General features: G+C 38.8%; 18 protein-coding genes, 1 tRNA gene and 1 pseudogene. 12 read left to right on the top strand and 8 right to left on the bottom strand.

Annotated elements, in window-relative coordinates:
• Positions 1–105: 105 nt before the first annotated feature.
• A complete protein-coding gene (ahpC, locus tag ACP69Y_RS03105) occupies positions 106–669 on the top strand; it encodes an alkyl hydroperoxide reductase subunit C (protein WP_425916118.1) in 564 nt (187 codons plus the stop codon).
• A 147-nt stretch (positions 670–816) separates the two neighbouring features.
• Here ahpC and ACP69Y_RS03110 read toward each other — a convergent pair whose 3' ends face one another.
• Positions 817–1,020 carry a hypothetical protein gene (locus ACP69Y_RS03110; RefSeq protein ID WP_425916120.1) on the bottom strand — a complete coding sequence of 68 codons (204 nt, stop codon included), beginning with the start codon at positions 1,018–1,020 and terminating at the stop codon, positions 817–819.
• A 163-nt stretch (positions 1,021–1,183) separates the two neighbouring features.
• Complete coding sequence (ycaC, locus tag ACP69Y_RS03115; protein ID WP_425916121.1) at positions 1,184–1,810, bottom strand: isochorismate family cysteine hydrolase YcaC; 627 nt, start codon at positions 1,808–1,810, stop codon at positions 1,184–1,186.
• A gap of 307 nt (positions 1,811–2,117) precedes the next feature.
• Between ycaC and ACP69Y_RS03120 the strand changes: the two genes are divergently transcribed.
• The 3 genes from ACP69Y_RS03120 (at position 2,118) to ACP69Y_RS03130 (ending at position 5,564) form a co-directional block, all read left to right on the top strand.
• Positions 2,118–3,005, top strand: a complete 888-nt coding sequence (locus tag ACP69Y_RS03120; protein WP_425916123.1) for a pirin family protein — start codon at positions 2,118–2,120, stop codon at positions 3,003–3,005.
• A gap of 429 nt (positions 3,006–3,434) precedes the next feature.
• Positions 3,435–4,733 (top strand): FAD-dependent oxidoreductase, encoded by a 1,299-nt coding sequence (locus ACP69Y_RS03125; protein ID WP_425916125.1) that lies wholly within the window; start codon positions 3,435–3,437, stop codon positions 4,731–4,733.
• 3 nt (positions 4,734–4,736) lie between these two features.
• Positions 4,737–5,564, top strand: a complete 828-nt coding sequence (locus tag ACP69Y_RS03130) for an SAM-dependent methyltransferase (RefSeq protein ID WP_425916127.1) — start codon at positions 4,737–4,739, stop codon at positions 5,562–5,564.
• A gap of 85 nt (positions 5,565–5,649) precedes the next feature.
• Here ACP69Y_RS03130 and ACP69Y_RS03135 read toward each other — a convergent pair.
• The 4 genes from ACP69Y_RS03135 to ACP69Y_RS03150 form a co-directional block, all read right to left on the bottom strand.
• Positions 5,650–5,725, bottom strand: a tRNA-Thr gene (locus ACP69Y_RS03135).
• Between the two features lie 138 nt (positions 5,726–5,863).
• Entirely contained in the window at positions 5,864–6,091 is a 228-nt protein-coding gene (locus tag ACP69Y_RS03140) for a hypothetical protein (RefSeq protein WP_131215281.1), read from the bottom strand.
• A gap of 267 nt (positions 6,092–6,358) precedes the next feature.
• Positions 6,359–7,417 (bottom strand): type II asparaginase, encoded by a 1,059-nt coding sequence (locus tag ACP69Y_RS03145; protein ID WP_425916129.1) that lies wholly within the window; start codon positions 7,415–7,417, stop codon positions 6,359–6,361.
• 380 nt (positions 7,418–7,797) lie between these two features.
• Positions 7,798–7,908 carry a hypothetical protein gene (locus ACP69Y_RS03150; RefSeq protein WP_131215275.1) on the bottom strand — a complete coding sequence of 37 codons (111 nt, stop codon included), beginning with the start codon at positions 7,906–7,908 and terminating at the stop codon, positions 7,798–7,800.
• A gap of 459 nt (positions 7,909–8,367) precedes the next feature.
• Between ACP69Y_RS03150 and ACP69Y_RS03155 the strand changes: the two are divergent.
• The 8 genes and pseudogenes from ACP69Y_RS03155 to ACP69Y_RS03190 all read left to right on the top strand — a co-directional run.
• Positions 8,368–8,585, top strand: a pseudogene (locus tag ACP69Y_RS03155) (tyrosine-type recombinase/integrase); the annotation flags it as partial.
• Positions 8,586–8,848: 263 nt separating this feature from the next.
• On the top strand, positions 8,849–10,366 hold the full coding sequence (locus ACP69Y_RS03160; protein ID WP_425916131.1) for a hypothetical protein: 1,518 nt from the start codon (positions 8,849–8,851) through the stop codon (positions 10,364–10,366).
• 307 nt (positions 10,367–10,673) lie between these two features.
• Entirely contained in the window at positions 10,674–11,549 is an 876-nt protein-coding gene (locus ACP69Y_RS03165; protein WP_425916133.1) for a hypothetical protein, read from the top strand.
• Positions 11,550–11,641: 92 nt separating this feature from the next.
• Positions 11,642–11,914: a hypothetical protein gene (locus tag ACP69Y_RS03170; RefSeq protein WP_425916135.1), complete on the top strand. Its 273-nt coding sequence runs from the start codon at positions 11,642–11,644 to the stop codon at positions 11,912–11,914.
• A gap of 20 nt (positions 11,915–11,934) precedes the next feature.
• Positions 11,935–12,969, top strand: a complete 1,035-nt coding sequence (locus ACP69Y_RS03175) for a DUF932 domain-containing protein (protein ID WP_425916137.1) — start codon at positions 11,935–11,937, stop codon at positions 12,967–12,969.
• 151 nt (positions 12,970–13,120) lie between these two features.
• Positions 13,121–14,185, top strand: a complete 1,065-nt coding sequence (locus tag ACP69Y_RS03180; protein ID WP_425916139.1) for a YqaJ viral recombinase family protein — start codon at positions 13,121–13,123, stop codon at positions 14,183–14,185.
• A 176-nt stretch (positions 14,186–14,361) separates the two neighbouring features.
• Positions 14,362–15,249, top strand: a complete 888-nt coding sequence (locus ACP69Y_RS03185) for a hydrolase or metal-binding protein (RefSeq protein ID WP_425916141.1) — start codon at positions 14,362–14,364, stop codon at positions 15,247–15,249.
• Positions 15,250–15,328: 79 nt separating this feature from the next.
• A complete protein-coding gene (locus ACP69Y_RS03190; protein WP_425916143.1) occupies positions 15,329–15,559 on the top strand; it encodes a helix-turn-helix transcriptional regulator in 231 nt (76 codons plus the stop codon).
• 103 nt (positions 15,560–15,662) lie between these two features.
• Here ACP69Y_RS03190 and ACP69Y_RS03195 read toward each other — a convergent pair whose 3' ends face one another.
• Positions 15,663–15,890, bottom strand: a complete 228-nt coding sequence (locus tag ACP69Y_RS03195; protein ID WP_171541582.1) for a hypothetical protein — start codon at positions 15,888–15,890, stop codon at positions 15,663–15,665.
• A 119-nt stretch (positions 15,891–16,009) separates the two neighbouring features.
• Positions 16,010–18,088 (bottom strand): polyphosphate kinase 1, encoded by a 2,079-nt coding sequence (gene ppk1 / locus ACP69Y_RS03200; RefSeq protein ID WP_425916145.1) that lies wholly within the window; start codon positions 18,086–18,088, stop codon positions 16,010–16,012.
• Positions 18,089–18,118: the final 30 nt, after the last annotated feature.

The following is an 18,118-nucleotide window of genomic DNA, read 5'->3' on the forward strand; positions in this document are numbered from 1 at the left end:
TTTCGATTGTTTTTATAAAAAAGTACGGTTTTACCTATTTGAGAAACTTTCGTATTCTAGCTTCACAAGATAAGCGATCCCAGAAATCAGCGAGAGGAATATCTCATGAGTTTAATCAATACTGAAGTAAAACCATTCAATGCAACAGCTTACAAAAACGGTGAATTTATTGCAGTGTCTGAAAAAGACATGATCGGTAAATGGTCGGTGGTGTTCTTCTATCCTGCAGACTTCACTTTTGTTTGTCCAACAGAACTCGGTGATTTGGCGGATAACTATGCTGAATTCCAAAAAATGGGTGTTGAGATTTATTCAATTTCTACCGATACCCACTTTACCCATAAGGCTTGGCATGACAGTTCTGAAGAAATCAAGAAAATCCAATATCCAATGATCGGCGATCCAACCTGGACTTTGGCGAAAAACTTTGAAGTTTTAATTGAGTCTGAAGGTTTGGCAGACCGTGGTACTTTTGTGATTGATCCTGAAGGCAAAATCCAGATTATTGAGATCAATGCCGGTGGTATTGGTCGTGACGCTCAAGAGCTTCTACGTAAAGTGAAAGCAGCGCAGTATGTACATGCACATCCAGGTGAAGTATGTCCGGCGAAATGGAAAGAAGGTGATGCTACACTTGCTCCTTCCATTGACTTGATTGGTAAGATTTAATTTTAAGTTAAAATGCTCTCACAAAAAATCCAGGACTTTGTTTCTGGATTTTTTATTTGCTTCATCTGTTAATTTAAAGCGCATAACCTGAATGGTCTTTGGCTAAATCTCTTAAACCTTCGACCAGATAATTAATCAGTTTTTCCATCACCAGATGTTGATCTTCTTCTGCATGGAGACTCCGGCAAAATGATTAATTTTAATCCGTGTTTGCAGCGGAATATCAATGACTTCATCATGCGTACGGTTGTTCAAATGCCAATAATATTGTGATTTTTGTATGCCGCGAACTATGTTTGAAATTTGATTTGATGAGATTGCTGGCATCAATTGTTGCACTAAATCCACCATATTTCACCACCAGAAAAATTAATAATCATCATCAAATGAATGTATAAATCATGCTCAAACTGGGTAAAGAACTCTTTATTGTGGCTGAAAAAAGATAAAAAGAAGGAGGTTGTAAAACAAAATAAAAAGCGATCCGAAGATCGCTTATTTATAAGGAAAAATCTTATTTTTGAGTGCTGTGTTGGTTGTAACTATGAATTAGGTTGCGATAATCAGGAATGTGATTCGAGAACAATGCGCCCAAACCTTCCACATCATTACGCCAGTCGCGATGTAATTCACATGCCGCACCAAACCAAGTCATCAATTGCGCACCCGCATTGGACATACGATTCCATGCCGAGTCACGGGTTAAAGGATTGAATGTACCGGAAGCATCGGTAATCACGAATACCTCAAAATCTTCTTCCAGTGCAGAAAGTGCAGGGAAAGCCACACAGACTTCAGTTACCACACCGGCAATAATCAGCTGTTTCTTACCTGTGGCTTTTACTGCTTTGACGAAATCTTCATTGTCCCAAGCATTAATTTGACCTGGACGTGCAATATAGGGCGCATCCGGAAACATTTCTTTCAGTTCCGGAACCAGAGGCCCATTGGGCCCGTTTTCAAAACTGGTGGTTAGAATGGTGGGAAGATTAAAATATTGAGCTAAGGCAGCTAATGCTAAAACATTATTTTTGAATTTATCCGGATCGATATCACGAACCAATGACAGTAATCCAGTTTGATGGTCGACCAGTAAAACTGCTGCATTATCTTTATCTAAACGAACATAGGGTTTGCCCATTTTTGTAGTCCTCTTTTTAATCATTATGGAGGCTGATGGATCGAGCATAAAACGCTGACCTCAGCTTGTGAGTATTTTCATTATGTCTTACAGTAAAAAACGTGAAGTGTATGAAAGGGGGAAGCATCATCATAGGATGAGTAGCCTCAGCAGATTAATAAAAATGATCTATTTTTTGTATTCTTTTTGAGTATAAAAATAGAATTATCCCATTCCTGGGACGCTGTATATTGCTCATGCGCTAGGCTGGTGACTTTAAAAGTTCTAAGATAAATCCATATTATTTCCTAGTGATAGGAGCTTTGAAATGAAAAAAATTATTGGTGTTTACCGTAACCAGAACATGCATTGGGTCGGAGATGGTTTCCCGGTTAAAAACCTGTTTTCCTACGACCGCTTAGGTCAGGCGATTAGCCCATTTTTGCTCTTGGATTACGCAGCACCGTATCATTTTAGCCCGACTACGCAGCAGCATGGCGTGGGTTCACATCCGCATCGTGGTTTTGAAACGGTGACGCTGGCTTATCAAGGCGGGGTGACTCACAAAGATTCAGCAGGCGGTGGCGGCCAGATTAAAACTGGTGATGTACAGTGGATGACTGCAGGTGCAGGTTTGATGCATGAAGAGTTTCACTCTGAAGAATTCGCTAAAAATGGTGGATTGTTTGAAATGGTGCAGCTTTGGGTGAATTTGCCTGCGGCAGATAAAATGACCCCTCCTAAATATCAGGCCATTCAAGCACAAGAGATTCCGGTCATTGAACTTGACGAGAGTGCCGGGCATATTCGCGTGATTGCAGGGCGCTATATACAGGGTGATACAGAACATAGCGGCCCTGCCTCTACTTATAGTCCTGTAAATGTCTGGGATGGTGAATTAACAGCAGAACATATTCATCACATTCATGTACCGGTCGATCACAATGTATTGATTGTGGTGCTATCCGGTGAAATGCAGTTGAACGGAACGCAGTATGTTCAAGACAGTTCCATTGTCATGTTTGCTCAAGATGGTGAAGCCAATATTCAATTACAGGCGATTAAAGACAGTAAATTTTTGGTGCTGACTGGTCAACCTTTGAATGAGCCCATTCAAGGCTATGGTCCCTTCGTGATGAATACCAAGGATGAAATCGTGCAAGCTTTTAATGATTTTAATAGCGGCAAGTTTGGTGAGATTCCGGTTACCAGTTAATTTTGGCCATTCCTTGATCATATAAGAAATAAAGAAGCCCCTAAAATACTTAGGGGCTTTTTGCGAAATAAATTTTCTTGTTTTTACAGCATTTGCATAGTTATGGGGTGTTAAAAGTGTGATCTGATATTCAATTTGTTAGGTGAGGTATGATAGTGATACTTTAGGCTTTTGTAAAACGACTGTTATAATATTGGTTAATATATATGTCTTTTTTTTAACAAGTTTTAAGGTTAGTTAGAAAAAATTATGATAATTTATTGTTTTTATTTAGGGTTTTTTCTATGTAAAAAAATGTAAAAATTTTACTGATATTCTTGATGATGACTTTTGTTAAAAAAACATATTCTGGAATATTTTAATACCCCCTTTTAATCTCGCTTGGTTCATAATTTCAAGAATCTTATATGTAACTGACGGATAATAATTTTGGATATTGCAGTTATTGGTAGTGGCATGGCTGGGCTAGCTACCGCCAGAATTCTTAAAGATGCAGGGCATAGCATAACTATTTTTGAAGCATTGCCTGGACGTGGTATGGATAGCCATAGCATTGAATTTGAAGGCGGCTTAATTGATGCACCCTTGCGTGTAATGAATCCTCATTTGTGGAAAAACACCCTGAGTCTGGCGACCTATTTGGGTATACCCACTTTCCCTGTCCGTACTTATATGGCATGCAGCTGGTTGTTTGAAGACCGCACTGAAACATGGTTAACCACCACTCGTAGCCGTATTGGTAATTTCCCAATTATTAACAACCGTAAAGGGCTTCAACAATACGGTTGGCGCCTGGTCAAAGGCATGCTGCAACTGAAAGCTGCTATCGCCAGATTCTTCAAATCCAAGAATCAGGATATTACCCTGGCCGAATTTATAAATAATAATGATATTGAAGAAGTATTCTGGCATGGCGCAGTGATGCCGGTGCTCTATACCATTTGTACCTGTAACCCAAAAACCATTGGCGAATGGCCTGCAAAGCCTTTATTGACCTTCTTGCGTCAATTAACCGATGGCGATGCTTTACTGCGTATTCAGGGGGGCACACCGGCATTGGTAAACAAGCTGATTGAAGGCATTGAAATTCATAATAGTTCTGCCATTACCCAAGTCAAAGAACAAGACAATGGTGTTTTAGTTGAAAATGCACTAGGTGAGCAACGCATCTTTGATCGTGTCATTGTGGCAACACCGACCAATAAAATTGAAACGTTTTTAAACAATGAACAATTTGTAGATGATATTGCGCTGTTAAAGAAATTCAAATTTGAACAGGGTCAATTGGTGATTCACACTGACCAAAGCGTAATGCCACCCAAACGTAAAGATTGGGCGGTACTCAGTTATATGATGGATCGTAAATTTACCCGTCAACAGTTTACAGTATGGTTGAATTCGGTCGAGCCGAGTCTGGTCGGTAAAAATCCAGTGTTTCAAACCTGGCAACCAGTGACTGACATTGATCCTAAAAAAGTCATTTCCAGCGTTACGTTAAATCGTGCTGTGGTGGACTCACAAACAGTGGCTTTAAATAAAGAGCTGCAACAACGTCATAAAGATCTAAACCGTAAAGTGTTCTACTGTGGTTCGTGGTCTTGTGATGGTTTGCCACTTTTAGAATCGGCAGTGACTTCAGCAATGAATATTGCGGAAATTTTTAATGCCCCATTGCCGTTTGTGGGATTAAAACCTAAAGTTGAGGTTGCCCCACAACTCGGCTACTAATACATGAAATGGCTTCAAACGATTCAGCAGCAATTTTCACAACATAAGTATGCGATAAACGCAAAACAGTTAGGAGATAATGCTGAACTCGCTTGGAGTAATTTGGGTTATTGGGAGGATGCAACATCTTCCTATCCTGAGGCTTGTCGTCAATTAGCAGGTCAGTTGGCGCAAGCAGTCCATTTAACCTCAAAGGACAGATTGCTTGATTTAGGCTGTGGGCAAGGCGCAAGTCTGGTTCATTGGCAGCAGCAATATCATGTTCAAAATATTGAAGCCGTGGAATTACAATCCAGTTGTGTGATTCAAATTCAAAAACTTCTTCCTGAACTTCCTGCGATTCATCAACAATCTTTTTTAAATTTAAAACAGATTCAGTTTAAATCTGGCTTTGATGTGGTGCTGTGTATCGATGCAGCCTATCACTCCAATTTAAATTCATTTCTTGATTCAGCGGGGAGTGTTTTAAATTCAAAGGGCAGATTGGGTTTTCATTATTTAATATGGTCTGAAAAATGGCTAGATTTAAATTTATTCCAGAAAAAAAAGTATCAGTGGTTATTAAAAGCAGCGGATGTGAATTTAAATCATTTAATGACGGAATTAGTCTTGAAGCAAACCTTGCAGAGCTATGAGTTTGCAGAGATTGAAATTCGTGATTTATCTAAAGGCGTTTTGCAGGGTTTTGCAAATTATTTTCACAAATTGCAGCAATTATCGGCACAGACTACAGATTTGGATGCATTTAAAATTCGTATGACAGCAAAGTTATGTCACAAGCTGTATGCGGAGGGTGTGGTCAAGTATGTGCAAATCAGCGCGAAAAAATAATAAATAATGATCTTTTGGATATTCTGAAAAAGGATGAGTCCCAAAAACAACAAAGCCTCACTAAAAAGCGAGGCTAAGTATAAAATGGTGCCGGCACACGGATTCGAACTGTGGACCTACTGATTACAAGTCAGTTGCTCTACCAACTGAGCTATGCCGGCAACGTGGGATGAATAATAGCGAATTTTGCTGAAAACGCAAGCCAAAAAATGAACGATTGATTTGACTGCTTTAAGATAAAAATAACTTACCCACCGCAAAGGTGGGCAAGTCAAAAAGAATTTAAAAGGTAAAAATGCTTATTTGGGCCTCAGGATCTGGGCTAAGTCTTGTGCGCATTCTTCTAAGGTTAAAGCCATGTCTATTTGCATTTGTGGCTTCAGTTCATCTGCCAGCTTTCTCCATTGTTCTATTAAACGTATAGCTTTCTGAATTTTATGTTTATTCATGTCTTTGGCAATGGTTGGGGTATAGCCACCACGTTTCGCATTCTTGATCTGTTTTACATAGTTATCGCTGGTATTCATGCTTACTCCCGAATAGCAGTTTTTGATATGTTGAATGAGCTTTTAGGCTTCGATCTAAGGTTCTGTAATATGATTATTATCAGCAGAATATTGCAGCTTGATGATATTTTTTTGAGTTTTTATGGAGTCTTGTAATACTGGAGTGAAGGTCTAAATTTATTTTCAAAATATGCGCCGTTATTTTAAATTTTAGAGCTACAGATGACGACTTTTAACTTCATGAATGAAGAAAGTATCCCTGGATACTTTCTTCAGTTTATCTAAATATTAATATTCCCAAAACATGCGCTGAATTTCTTTTGCATCTCGGGTTTTGGTAAGCGCAAGGGCTGCCAGTAGTTTTGCTTTCTGTGGATTTAAGTCATGCGCCACCACCCAGTTATATTGATCATCGGGCTGTTCTGCATTTCTTAAAACAAAGCCTTGTGGCACACGTGATGAACGGATAATTTGCACGCCTTGTTTTTGTAGCTCATTTAAAGTTGGCACAATATTTTTTGCCACTGAGCCATTGCCTGTACCTGCATGAATAATGGCTTTTGCCCCAGCTTTTGCATACGCTGTATATGCATCAGGAATCATATTGCCAGAACCATAGACAATTTGAACTAGAGGTAACGTATCACCTTTAATATTTTCAATATTGAATTCGGACGCATTGTTAAAACGTTTTGCGACATTTCTAAACCAATACGTTTTACCTTCGACCAGTGTACCTAATGCACCCCACTGACTAGTAAAGCCATTGGTGTGAATATTAATGCTTTTGGTCACATCGCGTGCTGCAAAAATATCATCATTCATGAGCACAAAAACGCCTTTAGCTTTTGCATTATCGGCAGCAGCTAGCGCCACAGCACTATATAAATTTAAAGGGCCATCCGCAGATAATGCTGAAGGTGGGCGCATAGAACCCACGACCACAATGGGTTTATCCGTATGAACGGTCAAGCTTAAAAAGTAAGCTGTTTCTTCTAGGGTGTCAGTACCATGTGTGATCACAACGCCATTTACATCTGGCTTTTTCACCAATTCATTGACTTTTCGTGCAATGGTTAAAAGTTCTTTGTCTGTAATGCTTTCCGAAGCAACTTGAAGTGCTTGTATACCTGTAACATTTGCGAGGTTCTGAATTTGAGGAACAGCTTTAAGTAAGTCATCCACCGGCACTTTGGCTGCGGTATAGGTTGCACTATTGGTGGAACTGGCACCTGCACCTGCAATTGTGCCACCTGTGGCCACCACCACCACATTATTTTTAGCAAAAGTTGAAAAGGGCAGTAATAAACCGAGGCTCAAAGAAAGTGCTGTAAGTGTTTTTTTCATCATTTTTCCTTATAAAAGTTCTGTACAATCCAAGCATTTTTTGTACCGCTTATAACGTAATATAAAGAAACTAGATTTGCCTATACCTAATTTAAAATATGGATTTCATAATGAGAAATATAACAACTGAGAATTTTTATAAGGGCTAAATGAACGAAGATAAAAATCCCAAATGCATTATTTTCTATTGATAAAACAATTATATGAATGAGATGAAGGCGACCTTTTGACAGGGGTGTTTGTATATAAGCATCTAAGTGAAGATACCCATAAGACTAAACTCCCCTTTAATTTTAATGTAGGACACCCACCCAAATAAAAAGATCCTGTATCTAGGTCTAGGGCGTTTCAGAGAAATAAATATGAGAACAATTATGGAGTTATAAAAAGTATTCCCAAATGACATAACCCAAACCGAATCCAATAAATGAGTAAAGTGTGATGATAAAGAATACAAAGCTCGCTTTATTTTTCTTTTTTAAAAAACTCATATTAATCCCCAAGATTTGGCCTAAGTTAGATCATATTATCCCATTTATTCAGGAAAAGTGGTCTGCTCGGCTGCTTTAAGTAGACCTATTTCAATTTTTTTTGATTATAAAAACACTCTTAACGTAATCGTCGAGAGGCTACGATTGAAACTTACCTAGAGCGATACGCCAGTTCAGACAGATCGAATGTGGGGTTATAGACAATAAAAAAAGGCTCAATCCCTTTAGAATTAAGCCTTTCTTCACTGCTTTGGAGTGCAGTTCTTTCGAATTTGGCGAAAGAGGGAGTCATATTTTTAATTTAATCATATGAAAATAAAAACATTAAAATAATATTTTTTTGATTATACCCACATTTATACCCCCAAATATATGAGGATACGCTTATGTCATTTCGTAGTTATTATCAAATGGCTAAAGAGCAACCAGTTGCTTTATCTGATTTGTTTTACTCACATTGAATCAATTTTGACTGTGATTAAGCGTTCTGGTTATGCATTGCAAAAAACGACACATGGTTTTAAGTCACTATTTAGTACTTTCCTTAGTTAACCAAATTTATTCGATCCTAATGTAATTGAGCATCAACTTGTCCATATGCCACATACAGGGCACAGTATTGGAAGCAGCTTGTAAAAATCATCGAGTGGTATAGCAGAAAGCGAAGGATTGGCTAAATTAAATGACTAAAAATTTTAACAAGGACCATGCTTTTTAGCGTGGTTTTTTTATATCAGTGAGTTGAACAGTAACACATGAAATTTAGCATAAGGACATTTTTGCTTGATGAGATGTGTATAAATAATTTGATCTTCTAGAGGGAATTGATGGTTTAAAACCTGGGAATTTAACTAAAAATATATGGGAATTAATGGTTTACATGCTGGGAATTGTAGTGGTAGTGTTTGAGATATAGATACAGTAAAAGCGATGATATAGCATGATGAATGATATCGGAAAAGATCAATCAGTTGACCAAGGTGATCAAGATAGTAATGATATTTTAGGAGGAATATCATTTGATGAAAAGGATCAAATGATAGAAAGTGTAGCTGAGGCTATTCTCAATCGAATACTGGATGATGAAAGGATCAAGACCTTAAAGCTATCAAATGATTCTATTACAGATAGTAGAAGACATGGTGATCGACGTAAAATTGAAAAAAATACAAATGAGAGTGTTTTATTAGACGATTTGGTACCAGTTAATAATAAGGCATTAGAAGCGAGCATCAAGCAGCATAAGTGGGCAAAAGAATATTTAATTATTATAGAAACTCTTTACGAAGAGTTAAGGGTAGAAAATAGGAATTTTCCTCTTGGACGTACAGACCTTCCCGAGCACGTGAATCCAGTCGTTAGAATGGGAAATTTATTAAATAGCTTAGAAGTATTAAGAAGAATAGAAGTATTTATGTTGGCGCTATTATATCAGCCAACACCAGCTTTCATATTTTTCGGAACCTCAGGCGCAAGGGTAAAAGAAGAAACATCATTACAATTGAAAGAAAGAATGACACGTTTGGGGCTAGAGTTTTTGTTTTTATGGAGAAATAAAAATCTTATAAAAGCATTAGATGCCAAATATTTAACAAGAAACATACAAGTGTTAGCTGATTTTTTTAATGAGTTAGAACCTACGGTTGGAGAAAAAACGGGCTTTACATTTCAACAGGATCTAAATTTCACTTCGCTATCTGAGTTAAATCACCTTCTAATCAAACTAAAGTCATTTGTTGAGAGTGGTAGACATAAGAAAAACCTGCCTTCAAGAATGCTATATAGGGTGCGAGAAGGGGATGAAGAGCCTGCTACTCTGATACTGAGGCCAAGCCGTATTGATATGACGAAATCATGGGATAGACGTTCTCTACAACTATCGGAAGCGATGTCATACTTTAAGAAATACGAACGTCAAAGTATTCTTTTGTATCGCTCCCAAATACGTTTGAATTCTAAATTGGGGCGGGTTACGGCTGAGCAGTTTCAAAACTTATTTAGTATCTTTAATAAAAAAGCTAAGAAACCTAATGGATTAAATGGTTATTCAGATTTTTTATATTTCTGGAAAGAGGACTTTAAAACTCAGGATCTTATACTTGATTTAGTGTGTGTCTTTAAGGCAGAGACATTGATACAACAAACTGTAAATGATGATGAGCAGCTCTATAAATCCAGAAATATTCGTAAGGAATTGGAAAATTATCTTCAAAATGTTTTGACTGATAAGCTAGAAATTTTTGAAGGGCAAAATGTTGTTCTAAAGTTTGAGCCTATTCCAATTTTGCAAAATCCATCATATGGACTAGCACCAGAGCTCCTTATTGAAGCAGGTGATAAAACAAAGTGGAAATTTTTTGAGCAAAAGATTTTACCGTATTTTATTTTTCTGGAGTTTTTCGATATAGATTATTCCGATGAAATCAGGAATCGTTTTAAGAGAGGTCAAGCAAGTTAATAGTATTAATTTTTGTACTTAACTTACGCTTCACTTTTCTCTGTAAAAACAGAGTCATTCGTAAGATTTTCCCAGTTTGCTATAGAAGTAGAGATTTTCATTTCAGTCTTGCACTTGTTAGCTTATTTTAGTTTGAGAATAGCTAGGATATATATTTAATATTATTAAATACTTAAACAACTTAATAACCTTCATCATCCCCAAATGATGAAGGTGTTTTATTGAGAGAAAAATAATCCACCCGCTTCAAATTTAAAAAATACAGATCGGTCACTCCTATGGAATTAACCACTATAGGATGATAAAGATGAATGAAGCACAAACTTTACTCGCAATTGAAAACCTGATGAAGAAAGTGATTCAGAAAACGTATCGATGGCAAGAGCTCGAGTCTGACTTAAATAGATTAAGAGAAAATGCCAAATTAGTTTATGACTCAAACAGAATGTACAGCCCTTTGATTCAGGCTTACTTTGATTTGCTACCTGAGCTAATTAGAAAAGAAGATGAAACTATTTTTTTAAGTCCTATGGTCTTTAGACAATTTCAAAGTGGGCTGGGGAAAGAACACAAATCATTTTTAAGAAATAATAAAAATAAGAGAGAACTTAATTGGGAGCCATTAAGAACGTACTTTGAGGATATGGTCAGTCATCATTGTAAACTGCTTTTGGTACGGGTCGATTTAAATTATCCATCAGAGACACATCCAGGCGTGACTAAGTTTGATGAACATATGAGAGTACTGCTTAAACGGATACATGACAAAGATACAATTTTTGAAGGTCAAATTGGATATGCATATCGTCTTGAGCAGGGGGGAAAGTCAAGAGGTTATCATTGTCATTTACTGGTGATCTATAACGGTTCACTTCACTGTAATGACAACTATTATGGACATGAGATTGGTCGGTTATGGAAGGAAAAAATTACCAAGGGAAGTGGTGGTTTTTTTAATTGTAATCAGGCCTCCCATAAGCGGCGCTATCGGCATGAGGGTACGCTAGGTATAGGTATGATTGAACGATGCAACGAAAAGAGTGTACGTAACGCTTTTAATGTAATCCGTTATTTGGCTATGTCTGAGAAAGCTGATCAATACCTGCGAGTATGGTGGAAAAAAAAGAGTCAATTTAATATGGCACAAAATCCATGGAAAGGCATCGATCCCAAAAAATCATAGATATACATCATCTACATGAACAATGAGTGTTTCTTTACACATTCAAAGGCTTATCAGACGGTAAGCCTTTTTTCATTTTAGAGGTATATCTTATGAATATTACATGTCCGTATTGCCATTCCGAAAACGTCAGCCGTGTCATTGACCAGCAGTCCTCTAATCAGGGCAGTCTGTCTTCCATGACCTGTGCCGGTATTGGTGCCAGCATTTCCAAAAGTTTGCCGATGCCGATCTCTCCGTGGATGGGGGGTATTGCAGGTGCAGTCGTCGGTGGATTGATTGATAGTTTCATCCAGCCCTCCCGACCAGTAGCGGCACCCGTTCGTTACTTCCACTGTCACCATTGCCAACGCAATTTTGATTAACCTAGTTCAGGAGAAAGAATATGGCACATCAAGTTGAACAAATGGCCTATGTCGGTGATACACCTTGGCATGGTCTAGGTAATCAACTGAGTCCGAATCAACCATTAGAAGTTTGGGCACAGCAAGCCGGAATGGACTGGCGGATTGAATCATCTAATGTCAGCTATATTGCACAGAATGAACGTGGTCAGAGCATCATCCTGCCATTTGAAGAGCAACGTGTGTTGTATCGCTCAGATACACATGCTCCTTTGTCTGTGGTCAGTCAGCGTTATCAGGAAGTTCAACCGATGGAGATTCTGGAGTTCTATCGGGATCTGACCGAGCAATCCGGTTTTGAACTGGAAACCGCAGGCGTGCTCAAAGGCGGTAAGAAGTTCTGGGCATTGGCACGTACCGGACAATCTACATCGCTTAAGGGTAAGGATGTCAGCAATGGCTATATTCTGCTGGCCACTGCATGTGATGGGACATTGGCGACCACGGCACAATTTACCAATATTCGGGTGGTCTGCAATAACACCTTGGCAATTGCTTTACGTGGACAGAATAGTAGTGCGGGTGTAGTTAAAGTTCCACATAGCACCAAGTTTGATGCTGACAAGGTTAAGCAGCAATTGGGTATTTCAGTCCGTGCTTGGGATGAGCATATGTATGAAATGAAACAGCTGAGTCAGCGTAAAGTTACTCAAGGTGAAGCGGCTGCTTATTTTGATGCGGTGTTTAACAATACCAGCATGAGTGTTATCGACCAGGAGGAGAACATCATTCAGTTCTATCGCAATATCGCTACTTCAAATCTTGCCAAAGAAAAGTCTGAACCGAATGGACGTGCCATGAATAAGGTCATGGATATGTTCAATGGTCAGGGGCGTGGTGCAGAACTCAGTTCAGCCAAAGATACCGCTTATGGCTTACTTTGTTCAATTACCGAGTTTGCCGATCATGAACGTCGTGCCATGAGTACCGATCATCGTCTCGATTCTGCTTGGTTTGGTGCAGGTGCTGCGTTAAAGCAGCGTGGCCTAGAACAGGCACTCCGCTTAGTGGTTTAAGTTTTACTTAAATCAGTACCATTACAGTAACGGTCAAGGGTCATGCAGATGATCCTTCTCCAGTGAAGACCCCCCTTTTGCCACATCTCCAGATGTGGCTTTTTTTATGCCGCAAATTTTTACAGACCTCGCTATTTATAAGGATCAGACCATGAATCAGATTGCACCGATGAATACCCATCAACTCCCTCATTTCCCAATTCCGAATGAGATGAATGAATCGAATACAGCAGCTAAGCGAACAGTGACAGCCAAGCGTTTAGCCAATACCAAAAATATGGATTACCAGGAATGGCTTGAAGTGCGTAAACAAGGGATTGGCAGCAGTGATGCCGCTACTGCCTGTGGCCTCAATCCCTATATGTCGATGTTAGAACTATGGCTAACCAAGACCGGACGTGTGCAGCAGAACCTGAATGATGACAGCTCAGGCATTGCACCGTTGTATTGGGGCAAACAGCTAGAGCCACTGGTGGCTGAGTACTATAGCTTGCACACCAATAATAAAGTGAGACGAGTCAATGCCGTGCTTCAGCATCCCGATCCGGATAAGTCCTTTATGTTAGCAAATCTGGACTATTCTGTGGTGGGTAGTGATGAAGTGCAGATTCTGGAGTGTAAAACCGCAGGAGAATATGGTGCCAAACTGTGGCGGGATGGTGTGCCTTTATACGTGCTGTGTCAGGTGCAACACCAGCTTGCAGTGACAGGTAAACAGGCAGCGCATGTCTGTGTGCTTATTTGTGGACATGAAACCAAGATATTCAAAGTGACACGGTCTGAATCAGTGATTGAACATATTGTTAAAGCAGAGCGTTATTTCTGGGAATGTGTGGAAACGGATACTCCGCCATCTGTGGATGCCAGTGAATCCGCAGCTAAAGCGATTCAGCAACTCTATCCAGCGCATGTACCCCTAACCGTTGAAGATCTTTCGCAAAATGAAAATGCTAATTTGATGTTTGATCAACTCATCAAAATCAAAGAAGAGATTCAGCATAAGCAGGAACGCTTTGATCAGCTGAAGCATCAAATCCAAATGTTGATGAAAGATGCAGAACGAGCCACCTTTGCCAATGGCTCAGTGGTCTGGAAGAAAGCCAAGGACTTAATCAGTCTGAATACCAAAGCATTGCTTCAGCACCAGCCTGAACTTATCGAGCTTTATCCACTAAAAAAACAGGGCAGTCGTCGCTTCAACATCTATATCGACTAAGCCTGTTTCCGTCCATTCAATCACAGAAGCGCAAAAACCGCTCCCCGCCCTCCATTCGCTAGGAATAGAGGGCAATACGGTCACGGCTTTTGTAGCGAGCTATATACATATTTATTGAATCAGGTGATCTACATAAAGCTGGATGATCTGTAAAAAATCAAATTGAGGAAAATAGAATGATTAAAGGTTTAGCGATTACACCACCAGCCCTGGGACGTATCAGTATTGGTCGGATGGTAGAAAAGAATGGCAAACGCCTACCTGAAAAGGATGACCAGTTCACCATTACTTCCCAGATCCAAAGCAAAGAGAGTGGCTGGATAAAGCATCCACTTGATGAACAGCTTCGAGCACAAGCACCCAATCAAAAACTCAGAACTATCCCGGTTCGCCTGATTTTTAATGATCCTGATTTAAACCTACGTGCAGAATACATCTTATTTGACCGACAGACCGGACGACCTGTGTGTGTCGGCAATGGAGAAACCTGCCAGCGTTTAACCAATCAAGGGGTTGAGCAACATCCGTGTCCATCCCCTGATTTATGTCCTTTGGCTCAAGGCGGCAACTGCAAGCCTTATGGTCGCTTGCATGTGAACTTAGATGAGTCAGACGAATTTGGCACTTTCATTTTTAGAACAACGGGATTTAACAGTATTCGGACATTAGCTGCACGGCTGAGTTATTACCACGCAGCTTCAGGAGGCTTGCTGTCTTGTTTACCATTGCAACTGACTTTAAGAGGCAAAAGCACCACACAAAGCTATCGCCAGCCAGTGTACTACGTGGATCTGACTTTACGGGAGGGTATTAGCCTGAATGATGCCATTACTCAAGCCAAGCAAATTGATGAACAGAGCAAGCAGGCAGGGTTTTATCAGGAGGCACTGGATCATATCGCCAGACGAGGTTTTGCCAATGCGCAGTTTGAGATGGATGTAGATGAAGGTTTGGATTTAGTGGAGGAGTTTTATCAAGGTGAGGATCAACAGCAGACACCAGTTCAAAATGAGTCTTTTAATATCCAACAGGGTTTAAAAGGCTCAGTGACTGCATTGAACTGAATCGAATAGGGTAAAAACTTACGGGATTGTCGTATCTCATGAGCGAGTTGCTCGAAATCATGAGATAGGAGTAAACATCATGAATGCGTTCACAGGTCATCCTTTTCAGATGAACCAAATTATCAATATTAAAGAAGTCATCCAATTCACGAGTATTAGTCGAGCTAAGATCTATGAAATGATCAATGAGAAATCAAAATACTACGATCCTACTTTTCCTCGACCTGTCCGTTTAAGTGAATCACGTATCGGTTGGTCAGCTTGGGAAATACATCAATGGATTGAAGATAAGTTGGAAAGTCGTGAATAAAAATGGGAGCTTTGGCTCCCTTATTTTTTGTATTCATTGGTATTAGTTGTATTAGTTCAGACTTGATCTGATCCTTCATCTTGAAAAAGTAAAAGCCCTTATTTTACTTGATTTCAAAATAATGTTTTTCAGTAAGCAGCTTAATTTTTATTTTTTTATAAAGCCTCTCTTTAGGATCTTCCATTGATTTTGTGACTTTATCAGCAAATTTCTGATCTAACATCAAGGCTGCATAGGTTTTATAACCTATTTCCAATCGGTCTACTTTATTTCCTTCTTGCTCAAATTCTTCAATTAATTTATTGATTTTTTTTACGCTGATATCACTCATATATTTCAACCATTTAGTTTTGGGTTTTTTAATTTAATCTTCAATTATTTAGATTATATTAAAGTACAATTTAAAGGATTCAAGGGCTAATAATTTGTAGCGTAATCAACCCAGGTTAATTAAGACGTATGATTTAATAAGTGCTGTTGTGCAATATAGACGGGTTTGCCCAGACTCGGTGAACATTGTATCCATGTTCCATCTGCTTGAAGTTCCCATGCTCGACGGTTATCTTGAAGATAATTCATTAATCCATCTTCCAGAATTTGTTTACGAAGTTTTTTATCTTCGATTGGGAAACAGGTTTCGATGCGAGAAAATAAATTACGCCCCATCCAATCCGCACTGGCGCAATAAAGTTTGTTTTCACCCTGATGATAAAAATAATAAACGCGGGTATGTTCTAAAAAGCGTCCTACAATTGAGCGGACTCGAATATTTTCAGAAAGTCCTTTCACTTGTGGACGTAAGCAGCAAATTGAACGGACGATTAAATCAATTTGAACGCCCGCTTGTGAAGCTTTATATAGAGCATCAATCAGTTGAGGTTCAGTTAAGGCATTTACTTTAATAATAATCTGCGCTTTTTTCCCTGCTTTGCTATTTTCAATTTCAGTTTCGATGAGTTCAATCAATTGAGAATGCAGGGTAAATGGTGCATGAAAAAGTTTTTTCAATTTGACCATTTTTCCCATGCCTGTGAGCTCTTGGAAGATTTTATGGACATCTTCACACATATCAGCATCACTGGTCAGTAGTCCGTAATCTGTATATATTTTGGCATTGGTCGCATGATAATTTCCTGTACCTAAATGAACATAACGTTTAATTTTATCCATTTCACGGCGGACAATCAGAATCATTTTGGCATGGGTTTTATAACCGACAATTCCATAGACCACCACTGCACCTGCTTCTTGTAATACATTGGCCACTTCGATATTAGATTCTTCATCAAAGCGTGCCCGTAATTCAATCACAGCGGTGACTTCTTTACCATTTCGTGCGGCTTCAGCAAGAACTTGGACAATTTCTGAATCTGCACCACTACGATAAAGGGTTTGTTTTATCGCCAAAACATGCGGATCGTGTGCGGCTTCTTTAAGCAATTTAATGACAGGGGAAAATGAATGAAAGGGATGGTGCAATAAAATATCTTCAGTTTTTAATACATCGAATATCGATTTCTTGCTATATAACGCTTTGGGTGATTTTTGAATATAAGGTTTAAAACGTAATTCGGGCAAATTGAAGTTTGAGATAAAACGGACTAGATTAAGCGGACCATCAATACGATAGAGTTGCTCTTGCTCAAGATCAAATTGTCCAAGTAAATAATCAGTAATATTTTCAGGGCAGTTTTTAGTCACCTCAAGTCTTACAGCGCGACCAAAGCGTCGCGAGGATAGTTCACCTTTTAAGGCAATCGCTAAGTCTTCAACATCTTCTGAGATGGTTAAATCTGCATTACGTGTGACCCGAAATTGATAACATCCCGTTGTGGTAACGCCTGGAAATAATTCATGAATATGTTGCTGAATAATGGCTGAAAGTAAAATGTAGTGTTCAGCCTCACCGGAAATACTTTTAGGTAACTTCACTAATCTAGGTAATGATCGTGGTGCGGGAACAATCGCCAAATCAATTTTTCGTCCAAAAGCATCTTTACCCTCTAAAGTTACAATAAAATTTAAACTTTTATTCACCAGCCGAGGAAAGGGATGTGCTGGATCTAAACTGATAGGCGTAACCACAGGTTGAACTTCATTATGAAAATAATCCTTAATCCATTCTTTATGTTTTTGAAGGATGTCACCATACTGAATGAAATGAACGCCATGTCCTTGCAGTTGCGGTAAGAGATTATAATTAAGAATTTTATACTGTTCTTCGACAGCTTCATGTGCAAGTTTGGAAATGGTGGTGACTATGTCTGAGATTAATAAGTCATCTGGACGAGTTCTAGCATGATTTGAAAGTTCAATTTGTTGCATTAAACTGGCAACTCGTATTTCAAAAAACTCATCAAGATTACTTGAAAAAATAATTAAAAAATTTAATCGTTCAAGTAAAGGGTATTCAGTATCTTTCGCCTGTACCAACACCCGCTTATGAAACTCAAGTAGTGAAAGCTCTCTATTTATATACTTTTTTAACGGATGTGATGAAGAGTTTGAAGGCACATTCAAGGAAGTCATTTATGGCTCTTATAAAGTTAGATTACAGCA

Source organism: Acinetobacter sp. TSRC1-2 (genome assembly GCF_049895885.1).
Taxonomy (GTDB): domain Bacteria; phylum Pseudomonadota; class Gammaproteobacteria; order Pseudomonadales; family Moraxellaceae; genus Acinetobacter.

What these genes read in the sequence shown, in the direction of transcription:
- ACP69Y_RS03190 (WP_425916143.1), top strand. Translation starts at nt 15,329, where the DNA reads ATGAATGCGTTCACAGGTCATCCTTTTCAGATGAACCAAATTATCAAT.
- ppk1 (WP_425916145.1), bottom strand. Translation starts at nt 18,088, where the DNA reads ATGACTTCCTTGAATGTGCCTTCAAACTCTTCATCACATCCGTTAAAA.
- ahpC (WP_425916118.1), top strand. Translation starts at nt 106, where the DNA reads ATGAGTTTAATCAATACTGAAGTAAAACCATTCAATGCAACAGCTTAC.
- ACP69Y_RS03140 (WP_131215281.1), bottom strand. Translation starts at nt 6,091, where the DNA reads ATGAATACCAGCGATAACTATGTAAAACAGATCAAGAATGCGAAACGT.
- ACP69Y_RS03130 (WP_425916127.1), top strand. Translation starts at nt 4,737, where the DNA reads ATGAAATGGCTTCAAACGATTCAGCAGCAATTTTCACAACATAAGTAT.
- ACP69Y_RS03165 (WP_425916133.1), top strand. Translation starts at nt 10,674, where the DNA reads ATGAATGAAGCACAAACTTTACTCGCAATTGAAAACCTGATGAAGAAA.
- ACP69Y_RS03185 (WP_425916141.1), top strand. Translation starts at nt 14,362, where the DNA reads ATGATTAAAGGTTTAGCGATTACACCACCAGCCCTGGGACGTATCAGT.
- ACP69Y_RS03160 (WP_425916131.1), top strand. Translation starts at nt 8,849, where the DNA reads ATGATGAATGATATCGGAAAAGATCAATCAGTTGACCAAGGTGATCAA.
- ACP69Y_RS03150 (WP_131215275.1), bottom strand. Translation starts at nt 7,908, where the DNA reads ATGAGTTTTTTAAAAAAGAAAAATAAAGCGAGCTTTGTATTCTTTATC.
- ACP69Y_RS03195 (WP_171541582.1), bottom strand. Translation starts at nt 15,890, where the DNA reads ATGAGTGATATCAGCGTAAAAAAAATCAATAAATTAATTGAAGAATTT.
- ACP69Y_RS03120 (WP_425916123.1), top strand. Translation starts at nt 2,118, where the DNA reads ATGAAAAAAATTATTGGTGTTTACCGTAACCAGAACATGCATTGGGTC.
- ACP69Y_RS03110 (WP_425916120.1), bottom strand. Translation starts at nt 1,020, where the DNA reads ATGGTGGATTTAGTGCAACAATTGATGCCAGCAATCTCATCAAATCAA.
- ACP69Y_RS03170 (WP_425916135.1), top strand. Translation starts at nt 11,642, where the DNA reads ATGAATATTACATGTCCGTATTGCCATTCCGAAAACGTCAGCCGTGTC.
- ACP69Y_RS03180 (WP_425916139.1), top strand. Translation starts at nt 13,121, where the DNA reads ATGAATCAGATTGCACCGATGAATACCCATCAACTCCCTCATTTCCCA.
- ACP69Y_RS03145 (WP_425916129.1), bottom strand. Translation starts at nt 7,417, where the DNA reads ATGAAAAAAACACTTACAGCACTTTCTTTGAGCCTCGGTTTATTACTG.
- ACP69Y_RS03175 (WP_425916137.1), top strand. Translation starts at nt 11,935, where the DNA reads ATGGCACATCAAGTTGAACAAATGGCCTATGTCGGTGATACACCTTGG.
- ycaC (WP_425916121.1), bottom strand. Translation starts at nt 1,810, where the DNA reads ATGGGCAAACCCTATGTTCGTTTAGATAAAGATAATGCAGCAGTTTTA.